We start from the raw sequence: 20,501 nt of genomic DNA, 5'->3' as shown, positions 1-20,501 counted from the left end.
GCGTCGATTTTGCCCACTGCGCTTTGGCGAGGAAGGGAAGGGCGCCTTTGGAAGACGCCCTTCAAGCCCAATCAACTCGATTTTGGCTCGGCGTCGTTGATCTCGACGGTGAAGCTGCCGTCCTTGATCGCCTTTTCCTTCTCGGCGACCTTGCTCACCACATCGGCCGGAACCTTGCCTTCAAAGGCACCCAGCGGCGCGAGCGAACAGCCGCCGCTCTTCATGAAGGAATAGACGCCGTAGTCTTCAGCCTTGAACGTGCCGGCCTTGACCTGCTCGATGGCGTGGTCGAGCGTCGGCTCGAAGTGCCAAAGTGCCGAGGCAACCACGGTTTCAGGATAGTCGCCCTGGGTGTCGATGACGTTGCCTACAGCCAGAACCTTGCGCTCCTTGGCGGCATCCGAAACGCCAAAGCGTTCCGCATAGAGCAGGTCCGCGCCGGCATCGATTTGCGCAAAAGCGGTTTCCTTCGCCTTTGGCGGATCGAACCATGAACCGATAAAGGCGACCTGGAACTTGGTATCCGGCGCCACCTCTTTCACGCCAGCCATGAACGCGTTCATCAGCCGGTTCACTTCCGGGATCGGATAGCCACCGACCATGCCGATATTCTTCGACTTGGTCATTGCGCCGGCAATCAATCCGGAAAGATAGGACGCGTCCTGGATGAAATTATCGAACGTGGAGAAGTTGGGCGCAGCCGCCGCATCCGGCTTGAAGCTCGAACCCATCAGGAACGCAACGTCGGGATAGTCCTTGGCCACGGCGCGGGCGGCGTCTTCCACGCCGAACACTTCGCCGAGGATCAACTTGTGGCCTGCCTCGCAATATTCGCGCATCACGCGCTCATAGTCTGTGTTGGCGGTGTTTTCGGTAAAGACATATTCGATGTCGCCGCGTTCCTTGGCAGCGTTTGCGGCCTTGTGGATGCGACTGACCCATTGCTGTTCGACGGGCACCGTATAAACGGCGGCAACCTTGATCGGGTCGGCTGCAAATGCGCGGGTGGCCAATCCGCCGGTCACGGCAAGCGTAGCGCCTGCACCCATGCCCTTGAGCACCGTGCGGCGGGACGGCGAAAATTGAGAAAGGATTGTACGCGTCATGGATATTTCCCCTGGCTGGATCCAATTTATGGTTCGGCTTGGATTTTTTATCTTTTGGTCAAAGCTATCCAGATTTCCGGGTCTGCGCAATTCTCGTCCGGCAATATTCCTGGGTGTTCAAAAGGAAGTCATCAAAAGACTTCGCGCCTCGCTGCCAGAGTGGCAATGAGGTCGCTTTCGACATGATGCTTCAGCTGGGACCTCAACCGGCCAACCGAATACTCAGATGTCGGATCGCGGCTTCAGCATTGTCGAGAAGCGTGGATCGAATTCGCCGCTGATCGGCTCGGCCGCCGCGCCAAGGGCGATTGACCAAGGGTCAATGATGCCCAGTTTCAGCCGGGGCTGCGTCCGGTTCGGCCGGTCGGAAATCGATGGGATCAAAGGCTGCATCGCCTCGAACAGGCGGTTGGTCAGCGCTTCAGGGGCGGAACTGCTGATAATCACTGTGTCGGGGTCGAAAATGGTTTCGAAGAGATGGATGCTCCAGCGAAGATCGGCCGCGGCTGCATCGAGCCAGGCTTCGAGCCGGGCGTCGCGCGCGGCGGACATTGCCAGTATCTTGCTGTGAAGCTCGGGGTCGGCGGGATCGAGATTGACCTGCTTGTAAAGCGGAGCCAGAGAGGCCTGGTGTTCAAACGGCATCCGGTCGGCGCCTCGCGGCGAAAGCAAAGCCATGCCGATTTCGCCGGCATTGCCATTGGCGCCTCGGTAGAGCTCCCCGTTGAGGATCAGCCCGGCACCGATGCCGTAACCGACATAGATGCAAACGGCGTGATCGACGCCGTTGGCAGCGCCAACCAGCCGCTCTGCCGTCGCGCATGCCGCGGCATCGTTTTGCAACCCGACATCAAGGCCGGTTCCGCTGGCGAGTGTTTCCAGCAGGGGAAAGGCCTGCCAGGCATCCATCGACCATGCATCGTCCCCGCTGGTGTCCAGTCCGAACGGACCAGGCATGGCGACGCCGAGGCCGACAAGCCGCTGCTCCGATTGGTCGGAGACTTTAGCCAACTGACGACGAACCGAGGCGACCAGGTCGAGAATGACGGGAACGCCCTCAGCCGGATTAGGCGGTAACGGGGCCTGTTTTCGGACAAGGACATTTCCGACGAGATCGACGACAAGCGCGCGGGTGAGATAGCGGTCGATCTGCAATCCGATGGCAAGGGCGCGCTCGGGAACCAGCGTATAAGGCGTCGAAGGCTGGCCCCGGCCTTTGCGCACCGCTTGCTGCGCGGCGACAAAGCCATCCGCCTCAAGCTCCTCGATGATGTTTGAAACAGCCTGCTTGGTAAGCCCCGTTGCGCGCGCCAGGTCGGCACGCGAAAGCGCTCCATTCAGCCGCAAAGCCTCGATCATGACCCGGCGGTTGTGCGCGCTCGTGCCTTCCTGGTTGCTGCCGCCTTTCGCCTTGATTTCGCGAATTTCAGCCACCTCTGAATTTCCCTTGACACCAGTAAAGGATTGCAGAACAAATTAAGTCAAGTGGTTTGACTTAATAGCGGAAGAGATAACGCCGCCACCGGGGAGGGTGGAATACCGCAGTCGTATCGCCGGGGCCGACGGGTCGGTCAATCCGGCAGTTGCACTTACTAATCTGGGAGGAACAGGAATGCTGAAAACAACAAGCAAGATGCTGCTGGGTGTTGCCTTTGCTGGCGGCCTGATGATGCCGCACGCTTTCGCGGAAACCTCGCTCAATGCGCTGTTCATGGCGCAGGCCGCGTACAGCGAGGCAGATGTTCGCGCCATGACGGAGGCCTTCACCAAGGCCAACCCGGACATCAAGGTCAATCTCGAATTCGTTCCCTATGAGGGCCTGCATGACAAGACCGTTCTTGCGCAGGGTTCCGGCGGCTACGACGTCGTTTTGTTCGACGTTATCTGGCCTGCCGAATATGCCACCAACAACGTGCTGGTCGATGTTTCCTCGCGCATTACCGACGAGATGAAGAAGGGCGTGCTGCCGGGCGCGTGGACCACGGTCCAGTATGACGGCAAGTCGTATGGCATTCCGTGGATCCTCGATACCAAGTACCTGTTCTACAACAAGGAAATCCTCGAAAAGGCGGGCATCACCGCGCCGCCTAAGACGTGGGACGAATTGTCTGAACAGGCCAAGACCATCAAGGACAAGGGCCTGCTCGAAACGCCGATCGCCTGGAGCTGGGCACAGGCGGAAGCCGCCATCTGCGACTACACCACGCTGGTCAGCGCCTATCGCGGCGAATTCCTCAAGGACGGCAAGCCGGACTTCCAGACCGGCGGCGGCCTCGATGCGCTGAACTACATGGTGGAGAGCTACAAATCGGGTCTCACCAATCCCAACTCCAAGGAATTCCTCGAAGAGGACGTGCGCAAGGTTTTCCAGAACGGCGAAGCCGCTTTCGCGCTCAACTGGACCTACATGTACAACCTCGCCAATGATCCGAAGGAAAGCAAGGTGGCGGGCAAGGTCGGCATCGTGCCGGCGCCGGGCGTCGCCGGAAAGAGTGACATATCGGCCATGAACGGCTCGATGGGGCTTGGCATAACCAGCACCAGCAAGCATCCCGACGAGGCGTGGAAGTACGTGGCCTACATGACCTCCCAGGCGACGCAGAACGAGTATGCCAAGCTCAGCCTGCCGATCTGGGCTTCGTCCTACGACGATCCGGCCGTGATCAAGGGGCAGGAAGAGCTGATCGCTGCTGCCAAGATCGGACTGGCTGCCATGTATCCGCGCCCGACCACGCCGAAATATCAGGAGTTGTCGACGGCGTTGCAGCAGGCCATCCAGGAAGCTTTGCTTGGCCAGGCTTCTCCTGAAGATGCCTTGAAGACCGCTGCGGAAAACAGCGGCCTCTAGCATCGTATTCTAGATTCCGTGGCGGCTTATGCCGTCGCGGAACCTTCACACAACGGGCATTCAATTCGGGCCGCGCACGACAGCGCGGTTTGGAGTGGATTTTTTCTTCCAGGAACCAAGCATTCATGTCCGGCCCCTTCATGACAACACGTGCGTGGTTGCTGATGTTGCCGCTGCTGGGCGTCATGATCGCAGTCATCGGCTGGCCGCTTGTCGACACGATCGGCCTTTCGTTCACCAACGCCAAGCTGGTCGGGACGAGCGGTACGTTCGTTGGTTTCGACAACTACGCGAAGATGCTGTCGAGCACGAATTTCCAGCGTACGCTTTATACAACGGCATGGTTTGCCATCGTTTCGGTCGCGGTCGAAATGGTCATCGGCGTGTTGACCGCCTTGTTGCTCAACCAGGAATTCCACGGCCGTTTCGTGCTGCGCGCATTGATGATCCTGCCCTGGGCCTTGCCTACCGTAGTCAACGCCACGCTGTGGCGCCTGATTTACAATCCGGAATACGGTGCGCTCAACGCCGCGCTGACGCAGATCGGCATCATCGACAGCTACCGCTCTTGGCTCGGTGAACCGGGGACTGCGATGACCGCTCTCATCATCGCCGACACGTGGAAGAATTTTCCGCTGGTCACGCTGATTGCGCTCGCAGCACTTCAGGCGGTGCCGCGCGACATTCGGGCCGCCGCGCTGGTCGATGGCGCGGGACCGCTCGCGCGCTTTCGCTACGTCACGCTGCCCTTCATCGTCGGGCCGCTGATGGTAGCGTTGGTTTTGCGCACCATCGAAGCCTTCAAGGTGTTCGACATCATCTGGGTGATGACGCGCGGCGGCCCGGCCAACAGCACGCGCACCTTGTCGATCCTCGTCTATCAGGAAGCCTTTTCCTTCCAGCGCGCCGGCTCGGGCGCTTCGCTTGCCCTTATCGTGACGCTGCTCGTCACCGTTCTGGCCGCCAGCTATGCCGTTCTTGTGCGCAAGACTGCCGGGAGTGCACGCTGATGGGACCGAGGAGCCTTGCCTTCACCATCTTCGTCCACGCCTGTGCCCTGCTGCTGGCAGTCGTGATTCTTGCTCCCGTTGCCTGGCTGTTCGTCATGAGTATTTCTCCGGCGGCCGATCTTTCGGCCAAGCCGTTGCACTGGTGGCCGCAAGAGGCAGACTTCTCGCGCTACAAGCTTTTGCTGTCGACAGTCGAGAACAGCGCCGGCGCTGCGTTCACAGCAGCTCTGCGCAACAGCATCGAGGTTGCCGGCATGGCGACGCTTGCAGCACTCGCCGTCGCCATTCCGGCAGGCTGGGCGGTGTCGCGCACGCCATCGGTCGGCTGGTCGCTTTCCATGGTCATCGCCACCTACATGCTGCCGCCGGTGGCGCTGGCGGTTCCGCTCTATATGGGGCTTGCCCGTCTTGGCATGCTCAACAACGTGTTCGGGCTGGCGCTCGTCTATCTCACCATCCTGGCTCCGTTCACGACATGGCTGATGAAGTCCGGCTTCGACACCATTCCACGCGAGATCGAGGCGGCGGCGATGATGGACGGCGCCAACCTGTTCCAGACATTGCGCCGCATCACTCTGCCGCTCGCCATGCCGGTCGTTGCGACCTCGGCCCTGTTTGCCTTTCTGCTTGCCTGGGATGAGTTCTTCTATGCCCTGCTTTTCACGTCCGACCAGCGCGCCAAGACCTTGACGGTCACCATCGCCGATCTCGCCGGCGGCCGCATTGCCGATTACGGCCTGATTGCCACTGCCGGCGTTCTGGCTGCGCTTCCGCCGGTCTTTATCGGGCTCGTCATGCAACGCGCCCTTATTTCCGGCCTGACCAGCGGAGGCGTCAAAGGATGACCGCAATGACACGAAAAGCGCGGCCGGCAGGGCTCGTCGCCATCGACCGGGAGATGGCGCGGCAGCGCAGCGATGCGCTTGCATCCTATCGGCAGGCATTTGAATCCGCCGCGAAGGTTGCCGCGTCGTTGAAGAAGACGGGACGCGCATTGCTGCTCGGCATGGGCGGCTCGCATGCGGTCAACCGGGCTGTCGAGCCGCTCTACCGTGACCTCGGCATCGATGCCGTCGCCCTGCCATTGTCGGAGCAACTCGGTCAGCCCTTGCCTCTTACCGGCAAGACGGTGCTGATCAGTTCCCAGTCGGGTGAAAGCGCCGAGGTCGTCAGGTGGTTTTCCGAAACCGGCGGAACCGCGGACACGTTCGGGCTGACTTTGGAAGGTGGCTCATTCCTAGCCCGTACGGCCACCTGTCTTGTTGGCGCGGGTGGAACCGAACTTGCCTTTGCGGCGACGCGCAGCCTGACCGTAACCTTTGCCTTGCACCTCGCCATTCTGGCGGCACTTGGCCAGGACCCGGCCGCGGCGTTTGCGGCTTTGGAAGCGCCATCCGAGATCGACGTCGAACCGGCGCTTGCCGCTCTTCGCAAGGTTGCCACCGTCGTCACGTCGGGCCGACGCCTGCAAGGCGTGGCCGAGGCGCTGTCGCTCGGGCTGGTCGAACTGTCGCGCCGTCCCTGCTTTTCACTCGAAGGCGGCCAGTTGCGCCACGGGCCGATGGAAATGCTCGGGCCCGAGATCGGCGTTATCCTGTTTCGCGGCGACGACGCCACCGCCGGTCTGGTGACCGCGATGGCTTCGTCGGTGCTTGAGGCCGGCGCGCCGGTCGTCATGTTCGATTGTTCATCGGCGGCACCGGTCGAAGGTGCCGTTACCTTGCGCTTTTCACCTGCATCGGGAATGGCCGCGATCTTCGCCATGTTGCCGGTTGCGCAGCGGTTGATGATCGCGTTCGCCGATGAGCGCGTCGAGAACGCCGGTACGCCCGTGCGTTCGACCAAGATTACACGGAGCGAGTAGATGCGGCCTTTGGCAGTGATCGGCAATGTCAATGTCGACCTCATCATGGGGCCGGTTTCACCTTGGCCGCAGTCGGGAACCGAGTTCATCGTCGAGCACGACGAGTTGCGTGTCGGGGGCGCTGCGGGCAATGCCGCGCTTGCCTGGCAGGCGCTCGGCGTCGATTTCGACATCGCCTCAAACATCGGCTCGGATCAATTCGGCATGTGGCTGCGGGGAGCTTTTGGGCGCTATGCCGACAAATGGCCGGTCTGCCGGGAAAGCACTACGGTTTCAGTCGGCATCACGCACCCAGATGGCGAGCGGACCTTTTTCACCACGCTCGGCCACCTGCCGCGCTTCAGCCTTGCCGATGCCTTCTCGGTGCTTGACGGCAAGCGGCTCGCTGGAGGTTTCCTTCTGCTGTGCGGCTCGTTCCTCACCCCGCTCATCGCCCAGGACTACGACGCTCTGTTCGACTGGGCCGACCGCCACGATATTTCGGTGGCTCTCGATACCGGTTGGCCGACCGACGGCTGGACGGATGCAAACAAAAAGCTTGCCCGTCATTGGCTGTCGCGTTCGCGCATCGCCTTGTTCAACGAGATCGAGACGACGACCCTTGCAGGCGTTGGGGATGCCGCCGAGGCGGCGCGCGCGATCCGTGCCGTAATGGCGGAGGGCGCAACTGTCGTGGTCAAGCGTGGCCCCGAGGGTGCACAGGCGATGGGTCCCGATGGCAAGCTGATTTCCGCAGCGGCTCCGAAGGTCGAGGTCGTCGATACCATCGGCGCAGGCGATGTTTTCAACGCTGCGTTCCTCGCAGCGCTTGCCCGTGGCAAGTCGCTTGCCGCCAGCCTCTCGGACGGGACCCGGGTCGCCTCTCAGGCGATTTCCACGTCGCCTCGCTCCTATGGCGAAATGCCGGCTGCCAGCGCTCGCAGTGCCTGATCAGGCGTGGCTTGCGCTCACCCCTTGTCTGATCCGGATGGGTTGAGCACGCGGGCATAGAGCTCGCCGACAATGCCCCGCCGGAAGATCAACACGCAGACCATGAAGATCAGGCCGGTTGCGATCGTTACCGGGAAATCGGATGTGGCAAGCGAGTTCTGCAAGCCAACGACCAATCCGGCCCCGATGATCGGTCCTACCATGGTGCCGATGCCACCCAGGAGCGTCATCAAGATGACCTCGCCCGACATCTGCCATGCGACGTCGGTCAGCGTGGCGAACTGGAAGATGATGGCCTTGAGCGAGCCGGCAAGTCCCGACAGCGCCGCCGACATGACGAAGGCGGCGAGCTTGTAGTTCGCGACCGAGTAACCAAGCGAGATGGCGCGGTTCTCGTTCTCGCGAATGGAGCGCAGGATCATGCCGAAGGGCGAGTTGACGATGCGCCAGATGGCGAACACGCCAAGCAGGAAAACCACCAGTACGAAGTAATAGATGTTGAATTCCTTGTGCAGGTCGACAAGCCCGAACAACATGCCGCGCGGCACGCCCTGTATGCCGTCCTCGCCGCCGGTGAAGGCTGCCTGCACGCAGAAGAAGAAGAACATCTGCGCCAGCGCCAGCGTGATCATGGCGAAGTAGATGCCCTGGCGCCGGATGGCGAAGAAACCCATGATGAGACCGAGGATGGCTGCGCCGATGACGCCTATCAGTATGCCGATTTCCGGAGGCAGGCCCCAGACCTTGACCGCATGTGCGGTGAAGTAGGCGGCACCGCCGAAGAAGGCAGCGTGGCCGAACGACAGCAGCCCGGTGTAGCCGAGCAGAAGGTTGAAGGCGCAGGCAAACAACGCGAAGCACAGCATCTTCATCATGAAGATCGGATATATGAAGAAGGGCGCGGCGAGCAGCGCCACGATGCCGATGGCAATCAGCACCCATTCCAGCCGTGCCGATGCCTTTACGCGGGCGTCGCTGAGCGTCATTTCGGCCATGTCAGGCGTCCTTTCCAAACAAGCCGGCGGGGCGCACCAGAAGCACGATAGCCATGATGACGAAAATCACGATGTTGGAGGCTTCCGGGTAGAAGACCTTGGTCAAGCCTTCGGCAAGGCCAAGCATATAGCCGGTGACGATGGCTCCCATGATCGAGCCCATGCCGCCCACGACGACAACTGCAAACACCACGATGATGAGGTTCGATCCCATCAGCGGGCTGACCTGGTAGACAGGCGCCGCCAATATGCCGGCGAGGCCTGCCAGCGCGGAACCGAGACCATAGGTGAGGGTCAACAGCAAAGGCACATTGACGCCGAAGGCCTGCACGAGACGCGGATTTTCGGTCGCGGCGCGCAGGTAGGCGCCGAGCTTGGTCTTTTCGATGGCGAACCAGGTGCCGAGGCACACGGCGAGCGATGCCACCACGACCCAGCCGCGATAGTTGGGCAGGAACATGAAGCCAAGGTTCGTTCCCCCGGCAAGCAGTTCCGGCACCGAATACGGATTGCCCGATACGCCGAAATAGTAGCGGAAAATGCCTTCGATCACCAAGGCGAGGCCGAAGGTGAACAACAGGCCGTAGAGCGGGTCGATGTCGTAGAGCTTCGAAAGCGCCAGCCGCTCGATGATGATGCCGGTGATGCCGACCACGATTGGCACGATGAGCAGTGCCGGCCAGTAGCCGACGCCGAAATGCACGAGCAGGAGATAGCCGACGAACGCGCCCAGCATGTATTGGGCGCCATGGGCGAAGTTGATGACGCGCAACAGGCCGAAAATGATGGCGAGCCCAAGGCTCAGCATCGCATAAAATGAGCCGTTGATGAGGCCGACCAGCAATTGGCCCAGAAACGCTTGCAGTGGGATGCCAAAGATCATTGTCATATCGGCCTCACACGCCCAGCACTTCGTGAAGTTGCCCCATCCGGTCGGGCAACTCGCCGACCGGGAAGCCGGCCATGACCTTGCCATGCTCCATCAGGTAGAAGCGGTCGGCGATACGGCTGGCGAAGCGGAAATTCTGCTCGACCAGAAGGATCGTCATGCCGCGCTGCTTCAAGGTTGCAAGCAGTTCGCCGATGCGCTGCACGATGACCGGGGCAAGGCCTTCGGTCGGTTCGTCGAGCAATAGCATCTTGACCCCGGTACGCAGCATGCGCGCGATCGCCAGCATCTGCTGCTCGCCGCCGGAAAGCTTGGTGCCCTGGCTGTTGCGGCGCTCCTTCAGGTTCGGAAACAGGTCGAAGATTTCTTCGACGCTCATGCCGCCCTTGGCGACGACGGGCGGCAGGATGAGGTTCTCGTCCACCGTCAGCGTGGCGAAGATGCCGCGTTCCTCGGGCACGTAACCCAAACCGGCACGGGCGGTATGATGCAGCGGCATGCGCATCAGGTCCTTGCCGTCGAAGGAGATTTCTCCGGTCCGCTTGCGGATAAGGCCCATGATGGAGCGCAGCGTCGTGGTCTTGCCGACGCCGTTGCGGCCAAGCAATGTCACCGTTTCGCCCTGGAAGACTTCAAGGTCGACGCCGTGCAGGGCATGGCTTTCGCCGTACCAGGCGTTGAGGCCGCGCACGGAAAGCAGGGGGGCGTCAGTCATGTTCCGTCCCCATATAGGCAACCTTCACGCGCTCGTCCTGGCTGACAGCCGCATAGTCGCCGGCTGCAAGGATTTCGCCGCGTTGCAGCACCGTTATCCAGTCGCACAAATCGGCGACCACGGTCAGGTTGTGTTCGACCATGAGAACGGCGCGGTCGCCGGCCACGGAGCGGATGATGTTGGACACCATGCCGACGTCCTCATGGCCCATGCCGGCCATCGGTTCGTCAAGCAAAAGCACCTTCGGCTCGAGGGCGAGCGTTGTGGCGATTTCAAGCACGCGCTTGCGGCCGTAGGAAAGATCGCCAGCCAGCTTGTGCTTGGCATCGTCCAGTCCGACCGAGCGGAGCAGTTCTTCCGCGCGCGGCGTCAAACGGTCGAGCGCCGACAGCGAGCGCCAGAACTGGACGCCAAGGCCGTTCGGGCGCTGCAAGGCGACGCGGACATTGTCGAGGACGCTGAGAAAGGGAAAGATCGCCGAGATCTGGAACGAGCGCACTAGCCCCATCCGCGCCACCTTGGCGGGCGAGGTGTTGGTGATGTCGGTCCCCAGAAGCTCGATCCTTCCGGCGCTAGGCTGGAGGAACTTGGTCAAGAGGTTGAATACGGTGGTCTTGCCGGCCCCATTGGGGCCGATCAAGGCGTGGATCTTGCCGTGATGGATGTCGAGGTCGACGTTGTTGACGGCAATGAAGCCGGCAAAGTCACGGCGCAGGCCGCGGGCGGAAAGCACCACCCGCGGCTGTTCATGGTTGGCAACTGACGCCACTGTCGTGCCGGCCCTTGCGATCACTTGACCAGCGGGCAGCCGCTCTCGGCCGGCTTGATGTAGGCTTCGTCGCCCGGAACGGTCGCCAGAACCTTGTAGTAGTCCCAAGGCTTGGTGCTCTCGGAAGGCTTCTTCACTTCCATCAGGTACATGTCATAGATCATGCGGCCGTTGGCGCCGACCTTGCCGCCGCGCGCAAACACGTCATCGACAGGCATGGAGTGCAGTTCCTTGGCCACGGCTTCCGTCTCGTCGGTGCCTGCCTTGTCGATCGCCTTCAGGTACTGGAGGACGGCCGAGTAAGTGCCGGCCTGGATCATGTTGGGCATGCGGCCGGTCTTGTCGAAGAAGCGCTGGCTGAACTTGCGCGATTCATCGTCGCGATCCCAGTAGAAGCCTTCGGTCAGGGTCAGGCCCTGAGCCGCCTCGAGGCCGAGGCCATGCACTTCGGACAGGGTGAACAACAGGGCCGCAAGGCGCTGGCCACCGGCCACGATGCCGAACTCGGCTGCCTGCTTGATGGCGTTGGCGGTGTCGAGGCCTGCATTGGCAAGGCCGACGACCTTGGCGCCCGACGACTGTGCCTGCAGCAGGAAGGACGAGTAATCGGTGGTTGCCAGAGGATGGCGAACCGCGCCTAGCACCTTGCCGCCCTGCGACTTGACGAAGTTGGATGTCTGTTCCTCGAGCGAATAGCCGAAGGCGTAGTCGGCAGTCAGGAAGAACCAGGTGTCGCCGCCCTGCTTGACCAGTGCGCCGCCGGTGCCCACGGCAAGTGCGTGGGTGTCATAAGCCCAGTGGAAACCGTAGGGCGAGCAGGCCTTGCCGGTCAGGTCGCTGCTTGCAGCACCGGTGATGATGTCGATCTTCTTCTTTTCGGCGGAGATGCCCTGGACCGCGAGCGCGACCGACGAGGTCGTCAGTTCCATGATCGAATCGACCTGCTCGGTGTCGTACCACTGGCGTGCGATGTTGGAGGCGATGTCGGCCTTGTTCTGGTGATCGGCGGTGATCACCTCGATCGGCGCGCCCTGCACCGTGCCGCCGAAGTCCTCGACCGCCATCTTCGCAGCTTCGAACGACCATTTGCCGCCGAAGTCGGCATAAACGCCGGACTGGTCATTTAGAATGCCGATCTTGACCTTGCCGTCGGAAATCTCGGCAGCCGAGGCCGGGATCACCGTGGCAGCCAGCAGTGCTGCCGATACCAGAGACAAAATTTTCACTTAACTACCTCCCTGTGGGCAAACCGCGGGCGAGTGCCGACGCTTGCCGATATGTCAAAAATGGCCGTCCAGTCGTGGCGTCGTCACGGAAGAACCCTGGTTGTTATAGGTATTCCGTTGGCGGAACCCGCGTTGTGGCGACCGTGTCGATATGCGTGCAGGCCGATGCTAGCATTCGCATCGGGCGTCTGAGAACGGTGACTTTTGTCTAAGACCGTGCGTTACCTCGACCACACTGGTCGCGCGATTCATGAGTCCACGACCCAGGTCGTGGACTCATGAATGTGATCGAAATTGCGCCTGGAACGGCAAAAAAATGCAAGGAGAAGCGCGAAGGGCGATGTGGACCATCGGCCGAGCGGTTCGACGTAGCAGCTTGCAGCCGTTCCGGCGTCCCCAAATGGGTGTGATGGGGATGTGGTCCATCTGTCCGGCTACTTTGTCGAAAGAGCTTGAAAATGAATGACATTTCCTGCGCTCTTTCTCCGCGTATCCGAACAGATGGCCTCACACCATTTCGACCAGATTTATGAGTTCACGACCTAAGTCTGATTGCGGGCAACGCTATTCTCGACCATGAGTTCCTCATGCGCAGTGACAAGAACAGCGGCCATGGCGGCATCGATGCCGTGGACCAAGGCGAGTGGGACTACATCATCGTGGGTGCTGGGTCGGCCGGCTGCGTGCTTGCCAACCGCTTGAGCGCCGATCCACGCAACCGCGTGCTTTTGCTGGAAGCCGGCGGCAGCGACAACTACCATTGGGTGCACATTCCCGTCGGCTATCTTTTCTGCATCGGCAATCCGCGCACCGACTGGTGCTACAATACCGACAAGGAAAAGGGACTCAACGGCCGCTCGCTGCTCTATCCGCGCGGCAAGGTTCTCGGCGGCTGTTCCTCCATCAACGGCATGATCTACATGCGCGGCCAGGCGCGCGACTACGACCAGTGGCGCCAGATGGGGAACCCCGGCTGGGGCTGGGACGACGTGCTGCCGTTGTTTCGCCGTTCCGAAGATCATTTTAGCCGCAACGATGCCAGCCACGGGCAGGGCGGGCCGCTCAGGGTCGAGCGGCAGCGGCTGAGCTGGCCGATCCTGGATGCCGTGACTGAAGCCGCCGCCGAACTCGGCATTCCCTCGACCGACGACTTCAACACCGGGAACAACGAAGGCGCCGGCTATTTCGAGGTGAACCAGAAGAACGGCGTGCGCTTCAGCGCGGCGCGTGCCTTCATCAAGCCCGTGCGCAACCGCCCGAACCTGCGCATTGCCACGCATGCGGCAGCCGAACGCATCGTCTTCGATGGCCGCCGCGCCAGCGCGATCCTCTATCGCGCTGCCGATGGCCGTCTCGCCAGGGCGCGGGTCGGCCGCGAGCTGCTTTTGTCTGCCGGCGCGATCAACTCGCCCCAACTCCTGCAGCTTTCCGGCGTTGGTCCTGCTGCCTTGCTGAAAGGGAACAGCATCGATGTGGTGCATGAACTTTCAGGTGTCGGCGAGAACCTGCAAGACCATCTGCAGATCCGTACGGCCTTCCGTATCCAGGGCGCGCGCACGCTCAACGAGCGCCAGGCGAGCTTGTGGGGCAAAGCGGGCATTGCGCTTGAATACGCGCTGAAGCGCTCCGGGCCGATGTCGATGGCGCCAAGCCAGTACGGCATCTTCATGCGTTCCGACGAGCGCTTCGACACGCCCAATATCGAGTTCCACGTGCAGCCCCTGTCGCTGGAAAAATTCGGCGATCCGCTGCACACTTTCCCTGCCATTACCGTTTCGGTCTGCAATCTGCGGCCTCAATCGCGCGGCCACGTGCGCATCCGCTCTGCCGAGGCTGGTGCTGCGCCGTCGATTGCACCGAATTATCTTTCCACGGACGCCGACCGCGAGATCGCGGCGCAATCGGTGATGCATGCAAGGCGGCTTATGGCCACGAAGCGCATGAGCGAATTCAGGCCGGAGGAATTCAAGCCGGGTACGCATCTCAGTACCACGGAAGAACTCGCCCGCGCCGCCGGAGACATAGCCACCACCATCTTCCATCCGGTGGGTACGGCCAAGATGGGCACCGATGCGCAATCGGTGGTCGATCCGCAGTTGAGGGTCTACGGGATCGAGCGGCTGCGCGTTGTCGATGCCTCCATCATGCCCACCATCGTGTCCGGCAATACGCATGCTCCGACAGTCATGATCGCGGAAAAAGCGTCCGATATGATCCTGAGCGCTGCGTGAGCGTGCCGGTCTTTCATTTGTCATGATATGGCACTGCGCCGTATGGTGCGGCGCAATATATTTCGATAGCTTGCTGTGTTTTCTAAAATTGACGCCAATTCGGTCGGGAGGATCAGGATGGATTTTTCGTCGGTCGAGCGCGACTACGCCAAGGCACGCGCGAGCTACGCTCTTGCCATGCCGGAGCATTTCAACTTCGCTTTCGACGTCATCGATGATTGGGCGAGGCGTGACGATCACACCGCCATCATAGCTGTATCGCGCAACGGCGAGACGGTAGAGCGTCTTGCCTTTTCCTTTTTCAGTGAAAGCTCGAACCGGTTTGCAAATGCATTGCGCGCGATCGGGATCGAAGCGGGCGATTTTGCCTGCGTCGTCGTCGGGCGCGTGCCCGCCTGGTACACGGTGTTGTTCGGCTGCATGAAGGCCGGCGTCGTGTCGATGCCGGGCACGAATCTACTCACCGGGCATGACATTGCCTACCGGGTCAATCATTCCGGCGCGCGCGCAGTCGTCGTTACCTCGGAACATTGCGCCAAGGTCGATGCCATCCGCGCGCAATGTCCTTCTCTCACCACCTTCATCGTGGTCGATGGCGCCCGCGAAGGCTGGCTGTCGCTCGATGCCTTGCTGGCCGACGCCTCGCCACTGCTCGATCGCGCGGCGTTTCCGAAAACCCGCAGCACCGACATGATGATGGCCTATTTTACCTCCGGCACGACCTCGATGCCGAAGATGGTGCCGCGCGACTATGGCTCCGGGCTCGCACATGCGGCGACAGGACTGTTCTGGATGGACCTGCGGCGCGAGGATACGCATTGGTCGCTCACCGATACCGGGTGGGCCAAGGCCGCATGGGGCATCCTGTTTCCACAATTGCTGCTCGGCACGCCCACGGTGCTCTACAATGGCGAGACCGCCTTTAATGCCGATCTCCATTTGCGGTTGATCGCCAAGCTCAAGGTCACGACCTTTTGCGCGCCGCCCACGGTCTTTCGCCTGTTCGCGCAACAGGACCTCGAGCAGTATGATCTTTCCAGCATACGCCGCTCGCTCAGCGCCGGCGAACCGCTCAATCCCGAGGTGATGCGGGTGTGGAAGGACGCGACGGGTACGCTGATCGCCGACGGCTACGGCCAGACCGAGACGATCAACATCGTCGCCAACTTTCCGGGCGAGGACGTGCGCTACGGCTCCATGGGCAAGCCGGTGCCGGGCTTCGACGTCGACGTGGTCGACGACGATGGCAACCGCCAGCCGGAAGGCGAGGTCGGCCATATCGCGGTCAGGATCACCGAACCTTTTCCCAACGGCCTTTTCCGTGGCTATTACAAGGGCAAGGGAGCGCTCGACACCGCGGCGTTCCGCAATGGCTGGTACTATACCGGCGATACCGCGCGGCGCGACAAGGACGGCTACCTCTGGTTCGTCGGGCGCTCGGACGACCTGATCTCATCGGCGGGCTATCGCATCAGCCCGTTCGAGGTTGAAAGCGCGCTGATCGAGCACAAGGCAGTCGCCGAAAGCGCGGTCGTCGGCAAGCCGGATGCCACGCGCGGCGAAATCGTCAAAGCCTACATCATGCTGGCCAAGGGCTTCGAGCCCTCCGATGAGCTGGCGCGCGATATCCAGGATTTCTGCCGCAACCTGACCGCGCCCTATAAATACCCGCGCGAGATCGAATTCGTCGACGCATTGCCGAAAACCATTTCAGGCAAGATCCGGCGGGTCGATCTGCGCAAGGCCGCGAAAGACAAGTGAGCATACGCTTGCGGCCTGCGTGATGATCCGGCTCCGACATGCAGCAAAAGCCTGTTATGAAACGATTGAAATTACCAGATCGGCTTTGAAGCAGGATGGTGTTCGGCGTTATATGCCGTTGCCAAGCCGGCGCGAGGGAGAATGCCATGCCGACGACAATCAAGGGACCTGCGATCTTCCTGGCGCAATTTGCCGGCGATGCGGCTCCCTTCAATTCGCTGGCGTCTATTGCGCAATGGGCGGCGGGGCTGGGCTACAAGGGCGTGCAGATTCCGGCATGGGACGCGCGCTTCTTCGACCTCGAAAAGGCTGCGACCTCCAAGGCCTACTGCGACGAGGTGAAAGGCATGTGCGCCGACGCGGGCGTCGAGATCACCGAGCTTTCCACCCATCTGATCGGCCAGCTCGTCGCCGTCCATCCGGCCTATGATGCACAGTTCGACGCCTTTGCGCCAGCGAGCGTTCACAACGATGCCAGGGCGCGGCAGGCATGGGCGGTCGAGCAGATGAAGTTCGGCGCCAAGGCTTCGCGCAATCTTGGCCTGAAGGCATCGGTGAGCTTCACCGGCGCGCTGGCCTTTCCCTATCTCTACCCGTGGCCGCAGCGGCCGGCAGGCCTCATCGAAGAGGCCTTTGCCGAACTCGGCAGGCGCTGGAAGCCGATCCTCGATGTCTATGAGGACAACGGCGTCGATGTCGGCTTCGAAATCCATCCGGGCGAGGACGTATTCGACGGCGCGACCTTCGAGATGTTCCTGGATGCCGTCGGCGGCCACCGGCGCTGCGCCATCAACTACGATCCGTCGCACTTCCTGTTGCAGCAGATGGACTATCTGGCCTTCATCGACATCTATCACGAGCGCATCAAGGCGTTCCACGTCAAGGATGCCGAGTTCAATCCGACCGGACGGCAAGGCGTCTATTCCGGCTACCAGGGCTGGCTGAACCGCGCCGGCCGTTTCCGCTCGCTTGGCGACGGACAGGTCGATTTTTCCGGCATCTTTTCCAAGCTCGCGCAATACGACTATGACAGTTGGGCCGTGCTGGAATGGGAATGCTGCCTCAAGCATCCCGAGGTTGGCGCGGCCGAAGGCGCTCCCTTCATCGAAAGCCACATCATCCGCGTCACCGAGAAAGCCTTCGACGATTTTGCCGGCGGCAGCACGGACCGTGCGGCGCTGCGCAAGATGATGGGCATCGAATAACTTGCGAGATCTGGAGAGCGGCGATGGTCAGCAGCAAAAAGGTTGAACCGGTCTATAGGCCGATCCGGCTTGGCATGGTCGGCGGCGGGCAGGGGGCTTTCATCGGCGGGGTGCATCGCATCGCTGCCCGCCTCGACAACGAGTTCGTGCTGGTCGCAGGTGCTTTGTCCTCAAATCCGGAGCGGGCCAGGGCTTCGGCGGCTGAGCTTGGTCTCGATCCCGACCGCAGCTATGCTTCCTTTGCGGAAATGGTCAAGGCCGAGGCCAAGCGACCCGACGGCATCGAGGCCGTCGCCATCGTCACGCCGAACAATGTGCATTTTCCTGCCGCCAAGGCTTTCCTTGAAGCCGGTATCCACGTCATCTGCGACAAGCCGCTGACCGCAACGCTAGCAGAGGCGAAGAAGCTTGCGGCGCTGGTCGAAAAGACCGGCAAGGTGTTCGTGCTCACCCACAATTACACGGCCTATCCGATGGTGCGGCAGGCGCGCGAGATGATCGCCAAGGGCCAGCTTGGCGATATCCGCATCGTCCAGGTCGAATATCCGCAGGACTGGCTGACCGATGATCTGTCGGGAAGCGGCAACAAGCAGGCGGCATGGCGCTCCGACCCGAAACAGGCGGGTGCTGGCGGGGCTACCGGCGACATCGGCACCCATGCCTACAATCTTGCCCGTTTCGTCAGCGGGCTTGAACTGGACAGCCTTGCCGCCGACCTCGATGCCTTCGTGCCGGGGCGGCAACTGGACGACAACCTTCAGGTCCTGTTGCGCTTCAAGGGCGTCGGCAAAGCTCCGCCGGCCAAGGGCATCTTATGGGCAAGCCAGGTTGCGCCCGGACATGAAAACGGACTGAAGTTGAGGGTCTATGGCTCGAAGGGCGGCATCGAATGGGTGCAGGCCGATCCGAACTACCTCTGGTACACGCCCTTTGGCGAACCGAAGCGTCTGCTTACACGCGGCGGTGCCGGTGCGCTCGAATCAGCGTCGCGCTTGACGCGTGTACCGGCCGGCCATCCCGAGGGCTATCTGGAAGGCTTCGCCAACATCTACCGCGAAGCTGCGGGCGCCATCCGTGCCGCGCGACGGAAGGGCGGCAAGGCGCCCAAGGGCGTCGTCTTCCCCACGGTTCACGATGGCGTCGAGGGCATGGCATTCATCGAGGCCTGCGTGAAATCCTCGAAACGCAACGGCGCCTGGACAAAGCTCTGATTTTTCGCCGCCAATGTGTGCCAGCACAACGTTTCTGCGGGCCGTGGAAGATACACCGCCCAGTAGATAGCGGCGGCAATTTGTCGGCTTGCCGGTGATCGCTTCCATGATAGGTGTTGTCCGAAAGAGGGCGGAGACTGAACGTGTACGGTCGCAACAGACGATGGAGTTTGCCGGTAGCGCTCGCCGCTGCCTGGTTCCTCGTCATGCAGTCCGTGCTTGGGACCTTCGCTCTCGCAGCGGGGCCGCAAACCGCACAGCTTGATGCTTTCGGCAACGTTATCTGCACGCATGGCAGCATCGGCGAACTGCCGGACACTCCACAGCAGAAACATATCCCCTCCTGTTGCGTTCTTGGCTGCAATCTTGCCGCTTCGGTCCTGGCGGGACCGCCCGCGACCTCCTCGCTGCCAATCCCGCTTTCATTCGATACGGTCGTTTTCTCGCCTTCCGCGCCCGACCATCTCTCCTTCGAACGGCTCCGCTCGCCGTCGAACCCGCGCGCACCTCCGGCCCTGACCTGAGTTGAATTGGCGCAGGCGGGAACTTTCCGCCCCCGCATCCATCCAAATGATCGAATTGTCGTGGCCCCCGAAACGGGCGCGAACACCAATAGTGGAGCAATCCCATGTCCAGACCCTTTGCCGTTGCGCGCGTTGCGCAACCGGGCCTCGTTCATCTCACGTCAACTGCCGTCCTCGGCATCGTCATGCTGGCTTTGGCCATGCTCTTCGCCGGTTCTCACATGGCGGCGGCGCATGAATTCAAAGTCGGTGACCTTGAAATCGAACATCCTTGGTCGCGTGCAACGCCTGCCGGCGCCAAGGTTGCAGGCGGCTATCTCATCATCACCAACACCGGCGGCGAGCCGGACCGGCTCGTCAGCATCGTTTCGGAAATCTCGGAAAAGGCCGAAGTCCATGAAATGGCCGTCAAGGATGGCGTCATGACCATGCGCCGTGTCGAAGGCGGTGTTGAAATCCCGGCCGGCGGCAAGGCCGAACTTTCTCCCGGCGCCTATCACCTGATGTTCATGGGCCTGAAGCAGCAGCCGAAAGAGGGCGAAAGCTTCTCCGCCACGCTGACCTTCGAGAAGGCCGGCAGCATCGACGTCAAATTCTCGGTCGAAGCCATCGGCTCGGCCGGCGAACACTGATCTTTTCCAATTTCACATCATTCCCATAGGGGGCTACCATGTCCAATCTTGTCATTCGTCTCGTCTCGTTCGGCGCTCTCACCCTTTTCGGTTGTGCAGCCGCTTCCGCCCACATCACCCTTGAAACCCAGGAAGCTGCGGTCGGCTCGACCTACAAGGCCGTGCTGCGCGTCCCGCATGGTTGCGAGGGGGCCGCTACAAACGTCGTGCGGATAAAAATTCCCGAAGGCTTCATCTCCGTGAAGCCGATGCCCAAAGCCGGGTGGAAGATCGAGACCGTGAAGGGCAAATACGCCCAGTCCTACGAGTATTACGGCGAGCAGGTGTCCGAAGGCGTGCAGGAAGTCGCCTGGAGCGGCGGCGAACTGCCCGACGAATTCTACGATGAGTTCGTGCTGCGCGGGTTCCTGACCGCGGGCCTGCCCGTCGGCGAAACATTGTCGTTCCCGGTCGTGCAGGAATGCGGCGACAAGGCCGAGCGCTGGATCGAAATCCCCAAGGCCAGCGCAGATGCGGATTCGCTTGAATTCCCGGCTCCCGGTATCAAGCTCCTGCCCAAGAAGTAATCGGAGCGTGGCGCGCTGT

General features: G+C 61.4%; 19 protein-coding genes. 12 read left to right on the top strand and 7 right to left on the bottom strand.

The genetic code is table 11. The annotated features are described in order from the left end of the window. Window positions 1-71 precede the first annotated feature (71 nt). Window positions 72-1,106, bottom strand: a complete 1,035-nt coding sequence (locus tag ASD50_RS00660; RefSeq protein WP_056234309.1) for a BMP family protein — start codon at window positions 1,104-1,106, stop codon at window positions 72-74. A 222-nt stretch (window positions 1,107-1,328) separates the two neighbouring features. Beyond that, window positions 1,329-2,540, bottom strand: a complete 1,212-nt coding sequence (locus tag ASD50_RS00655) for an ROK family transcriptional regulator (protein ID WP_056234305.1) — start codon at window positions 2,538-2,540, stop codon at window positions 1,329-1,331. A 178-nt stretch (window positions 2,541-2,718) separates the two neighbouring features. Between ASD50_RS00655 and ASD50_RS00650 the strand changes: the two genes are divergently transcribed. From ASD50_RS00650 to ASD50_RS00630, 5 genes are all read left to right on the top strand, one after another. Then, window positions 2,719-3,954 (top strand): extracellular solute-binding protein, encoded by a 1,236-nt coding sequence (locus tag ASD50_RS00650; protein ID WP_056234302.1) that lies wholly within the window; start codon window positions 2,719-2,721, stop codon window positions 3,952-3,954. Between the two features lie 125 nt (window positions 3,955-4,079). Then, window positions 4,080-4,964 (top strand): carbohydrate ABC transporter permease, encoded by an 885-nt coding sequence (locus tag ASD50_RS00645; RefSeq protein WP_056234298.1) that lies wholly within the window; start codon window positions 4,080-4,082, stop codon window positions 4,962-4,964. After that, entirely contained in the window at window positions 4,964-5,809 is an 846-nt protein-coding gene (locus tag ASD50_RS00640) for a carbohydrate ABC transporter permease (RefSeq protein ID WP_056234295.1), read from the top strand. Before ASD50_RS00645 ends, ASD50_RS00640 begins: the two co-directional genes overlap by 1 nt. A 5-nt stretch (window positions 5,810-5,814) precedes the next feature. Then, complete coding sequence (locus tag ASD50_RS00635; RefSeq protein WP_413813857.1) at window positions 5,815-6,828, top strand: SIS domain-containing protein; 1,014 nt, start codon at window positions 5,815-5,817, stop codon at window positions 6,826-6,828. Then, window positions 6,829-7,758 carry a PfkB family carbohydrate kinase gene (locus tag ASD50_RS00630; RefSeq protein WP_056234289.1) on the top strand — a complete coding sequence of 310 codons (930 nt, stop codon included), beginning with the start codon at window positions 6,829-6,831 and terminating at the stop codon, window positions 7,756-7,758. Window positions 7,759-7,775: 17 nt separating this feature from the next. Here the strand turns inward: ASD50_RS00630 and ASD50_RS00625 are convergent, their stop codons facing one another. From ASD50_RS00625 to ASD50_RS00605, 5 genes are read right to left on the bottom strand one after another with little or no spacing between them, the layout of a single operon-like run. Next, entirely contained in the window at window positions 7,776-8,753 is a 978-nt protein-coding gene (locus ASD50_RS00625; RefSeq protein WP_056234286.1) for a branched-chain amino acid ABC transporter permease, read from the bottom strand. A 1-nt stretch (window position 8,754) separates the two neighbouring features. Continuing rightward, on the bottom strand, window positions 8,755-9,642 hold the full coding sequence (locus tag ASD50_RS00620) for a branched-chain amino acid ABC transporter permease (RefSeq protein ID WP_056234282.1): 888 nt from the start codon (window positions 9,640-9,642) through the stop codon (window positions 8,755-8,757). Window positions 9,643-9,649: 7 nt separating this feature from the next. Next, window positions 9,650-10,357, bottom strand: coding sequence for an ABC transporter ATP-binding protein (locus tag ASD50_RS00615; RefSeq protein WP_056234278.1), 708 nt, complete (start codon window positions 10,355-10,357; stop codon window positions 9,650-9,652). Next, window positions 10,350-11,126, bottom strand: a complete 777-nt coding sequence (locus ASD50_RS00610) for an ABC transporter ATP-binding protein (RefSeq protein WP_056234732.1) — start codon at window positions 11,124-11,126, stop codon at window positions 10,350-10,352. Before ASD50_RS00610 ends, ASD50_RS00615 begins: the two co-directional genes overlap by 8 nt. Window positions 11,127-11,146: 20 nt before the next feature. Then, on the bottom strand, window positions 11,147-12,352 hold the full coding sequence (locus ASD50_RS00605; RefSeq protein WP_056234275.1) for an ABC transporter substrate-binding protein: 1,206 nt from the start codon (window positions 12,350-12,352) through the stop codon (window positions 11,147-11,149). 587 nt (window positions 12,353-12,939) lie between these two features. Between ASD50_RS00605 and ASD50_RS00600 the strand changes: the two genes are divergently transcribed. The 7 genes from ASD50_RS00600 to ASD50_RS00570 all read left to right on the top strand — a co-directional run bounded on the left by ASD50_RS00600 (window position 12,940) and on the right by ASD50_RS00570 (window position 20,482). Then, window positions 12,940-14,583: a GMC family oxidoreductase gene (locus tag ASD50_RS00600; protein ID WP_056234272.1), complete on the top strand. Its 1,644-nt coding sequence runs from the start codon at window positions 12,940-12,942 to the stop codon at window positions 14,581-14,583. A 117-nt stretch (window positions 14,584-14,700) separates the two neighbouring features. Next, window positions 14,701-16,344 (top strand): acyl-CoA synthetase, encoded by a 1,644-nt coding sequence (locus ASD50_RS00595; RefSeq protein ID WP_056234268.1) that lies wholly within the window; start codon window positions 14,701-14,703, stop codon window positions 16,342-16,344. Window positions 16,345-16,490: 146 nt separating this feature from the next. Continuing rightward, entirely contained in the window at window positions 16,491-17,549 is a 1,059-nt protein-coding gene (locus ASD50_RS00590) for a sugar phosphate isomerase/epimerase family protein (protein ID WP_056234729.1), read from the top strand. Window positions 17,550-17,572: 23 nt separating this feature from the next. Further along, window positions 17,573-18,760, top strand: coding sequence for a Gfo/Idh/MocA family protein (locus ASD50_RS00585; protein WP_056234265.1), 1,188 nt, complete (start codon window positions 17,573-17,575; stop codon window positions 18,758-18,760). A gap of 143 nt (window positions 18,761-18,903) precedes the next feature. Then, on the top strand, window positions 18,904-19,284 hold the full coding sequence (locus ASD50_RS00580) for a DUF2946 family protein (protein WP_320410590.1): 381 nt from the start codon (window positions 18,904-18,906) through the stop codon (window positions 19,282-19,284). Between the two features lie 104 nt (window positions 19,285-19,388). Beyond that, window positions 19,389-19,916, top strand: coding sequence for a copper chaperone PCu(A)C (locus ASD50_RS00575; RefSeq protein ID WP_056234260.1), 528 nt, complete (start codon window positions 19,389-19,391; stop codon window positions 19,914-19,916). A 38-nt stretch (window positions 19,917-19,954) separates the two neighbouring features. Beyond that, window positions 19,955-20,482, top strand: a complete 528-nt coding sequence (locus ASD50_RS00570; protein WP_056234257.1) for a YcnI family protein — start codon at window positions 19,955-19,957, stop codon at window positions 20,480-20,482. Window positions 20,483-20,501 lie beyond the last annotated feature (19 nt).

Source organism: Mesorhizobium sp. Root552, from assembly GCF_001427285.1.
Lineage (GTDB): Bacteria > Pseudomonadota > Alphaproteobacteria > Rhizobiales > Rhizobiaceae > Mesorhizobium.
Note: the sequence above shows the minus strand (reverse complement) of the source record. Positions and strands in the feature narration are given on the sequence as shown.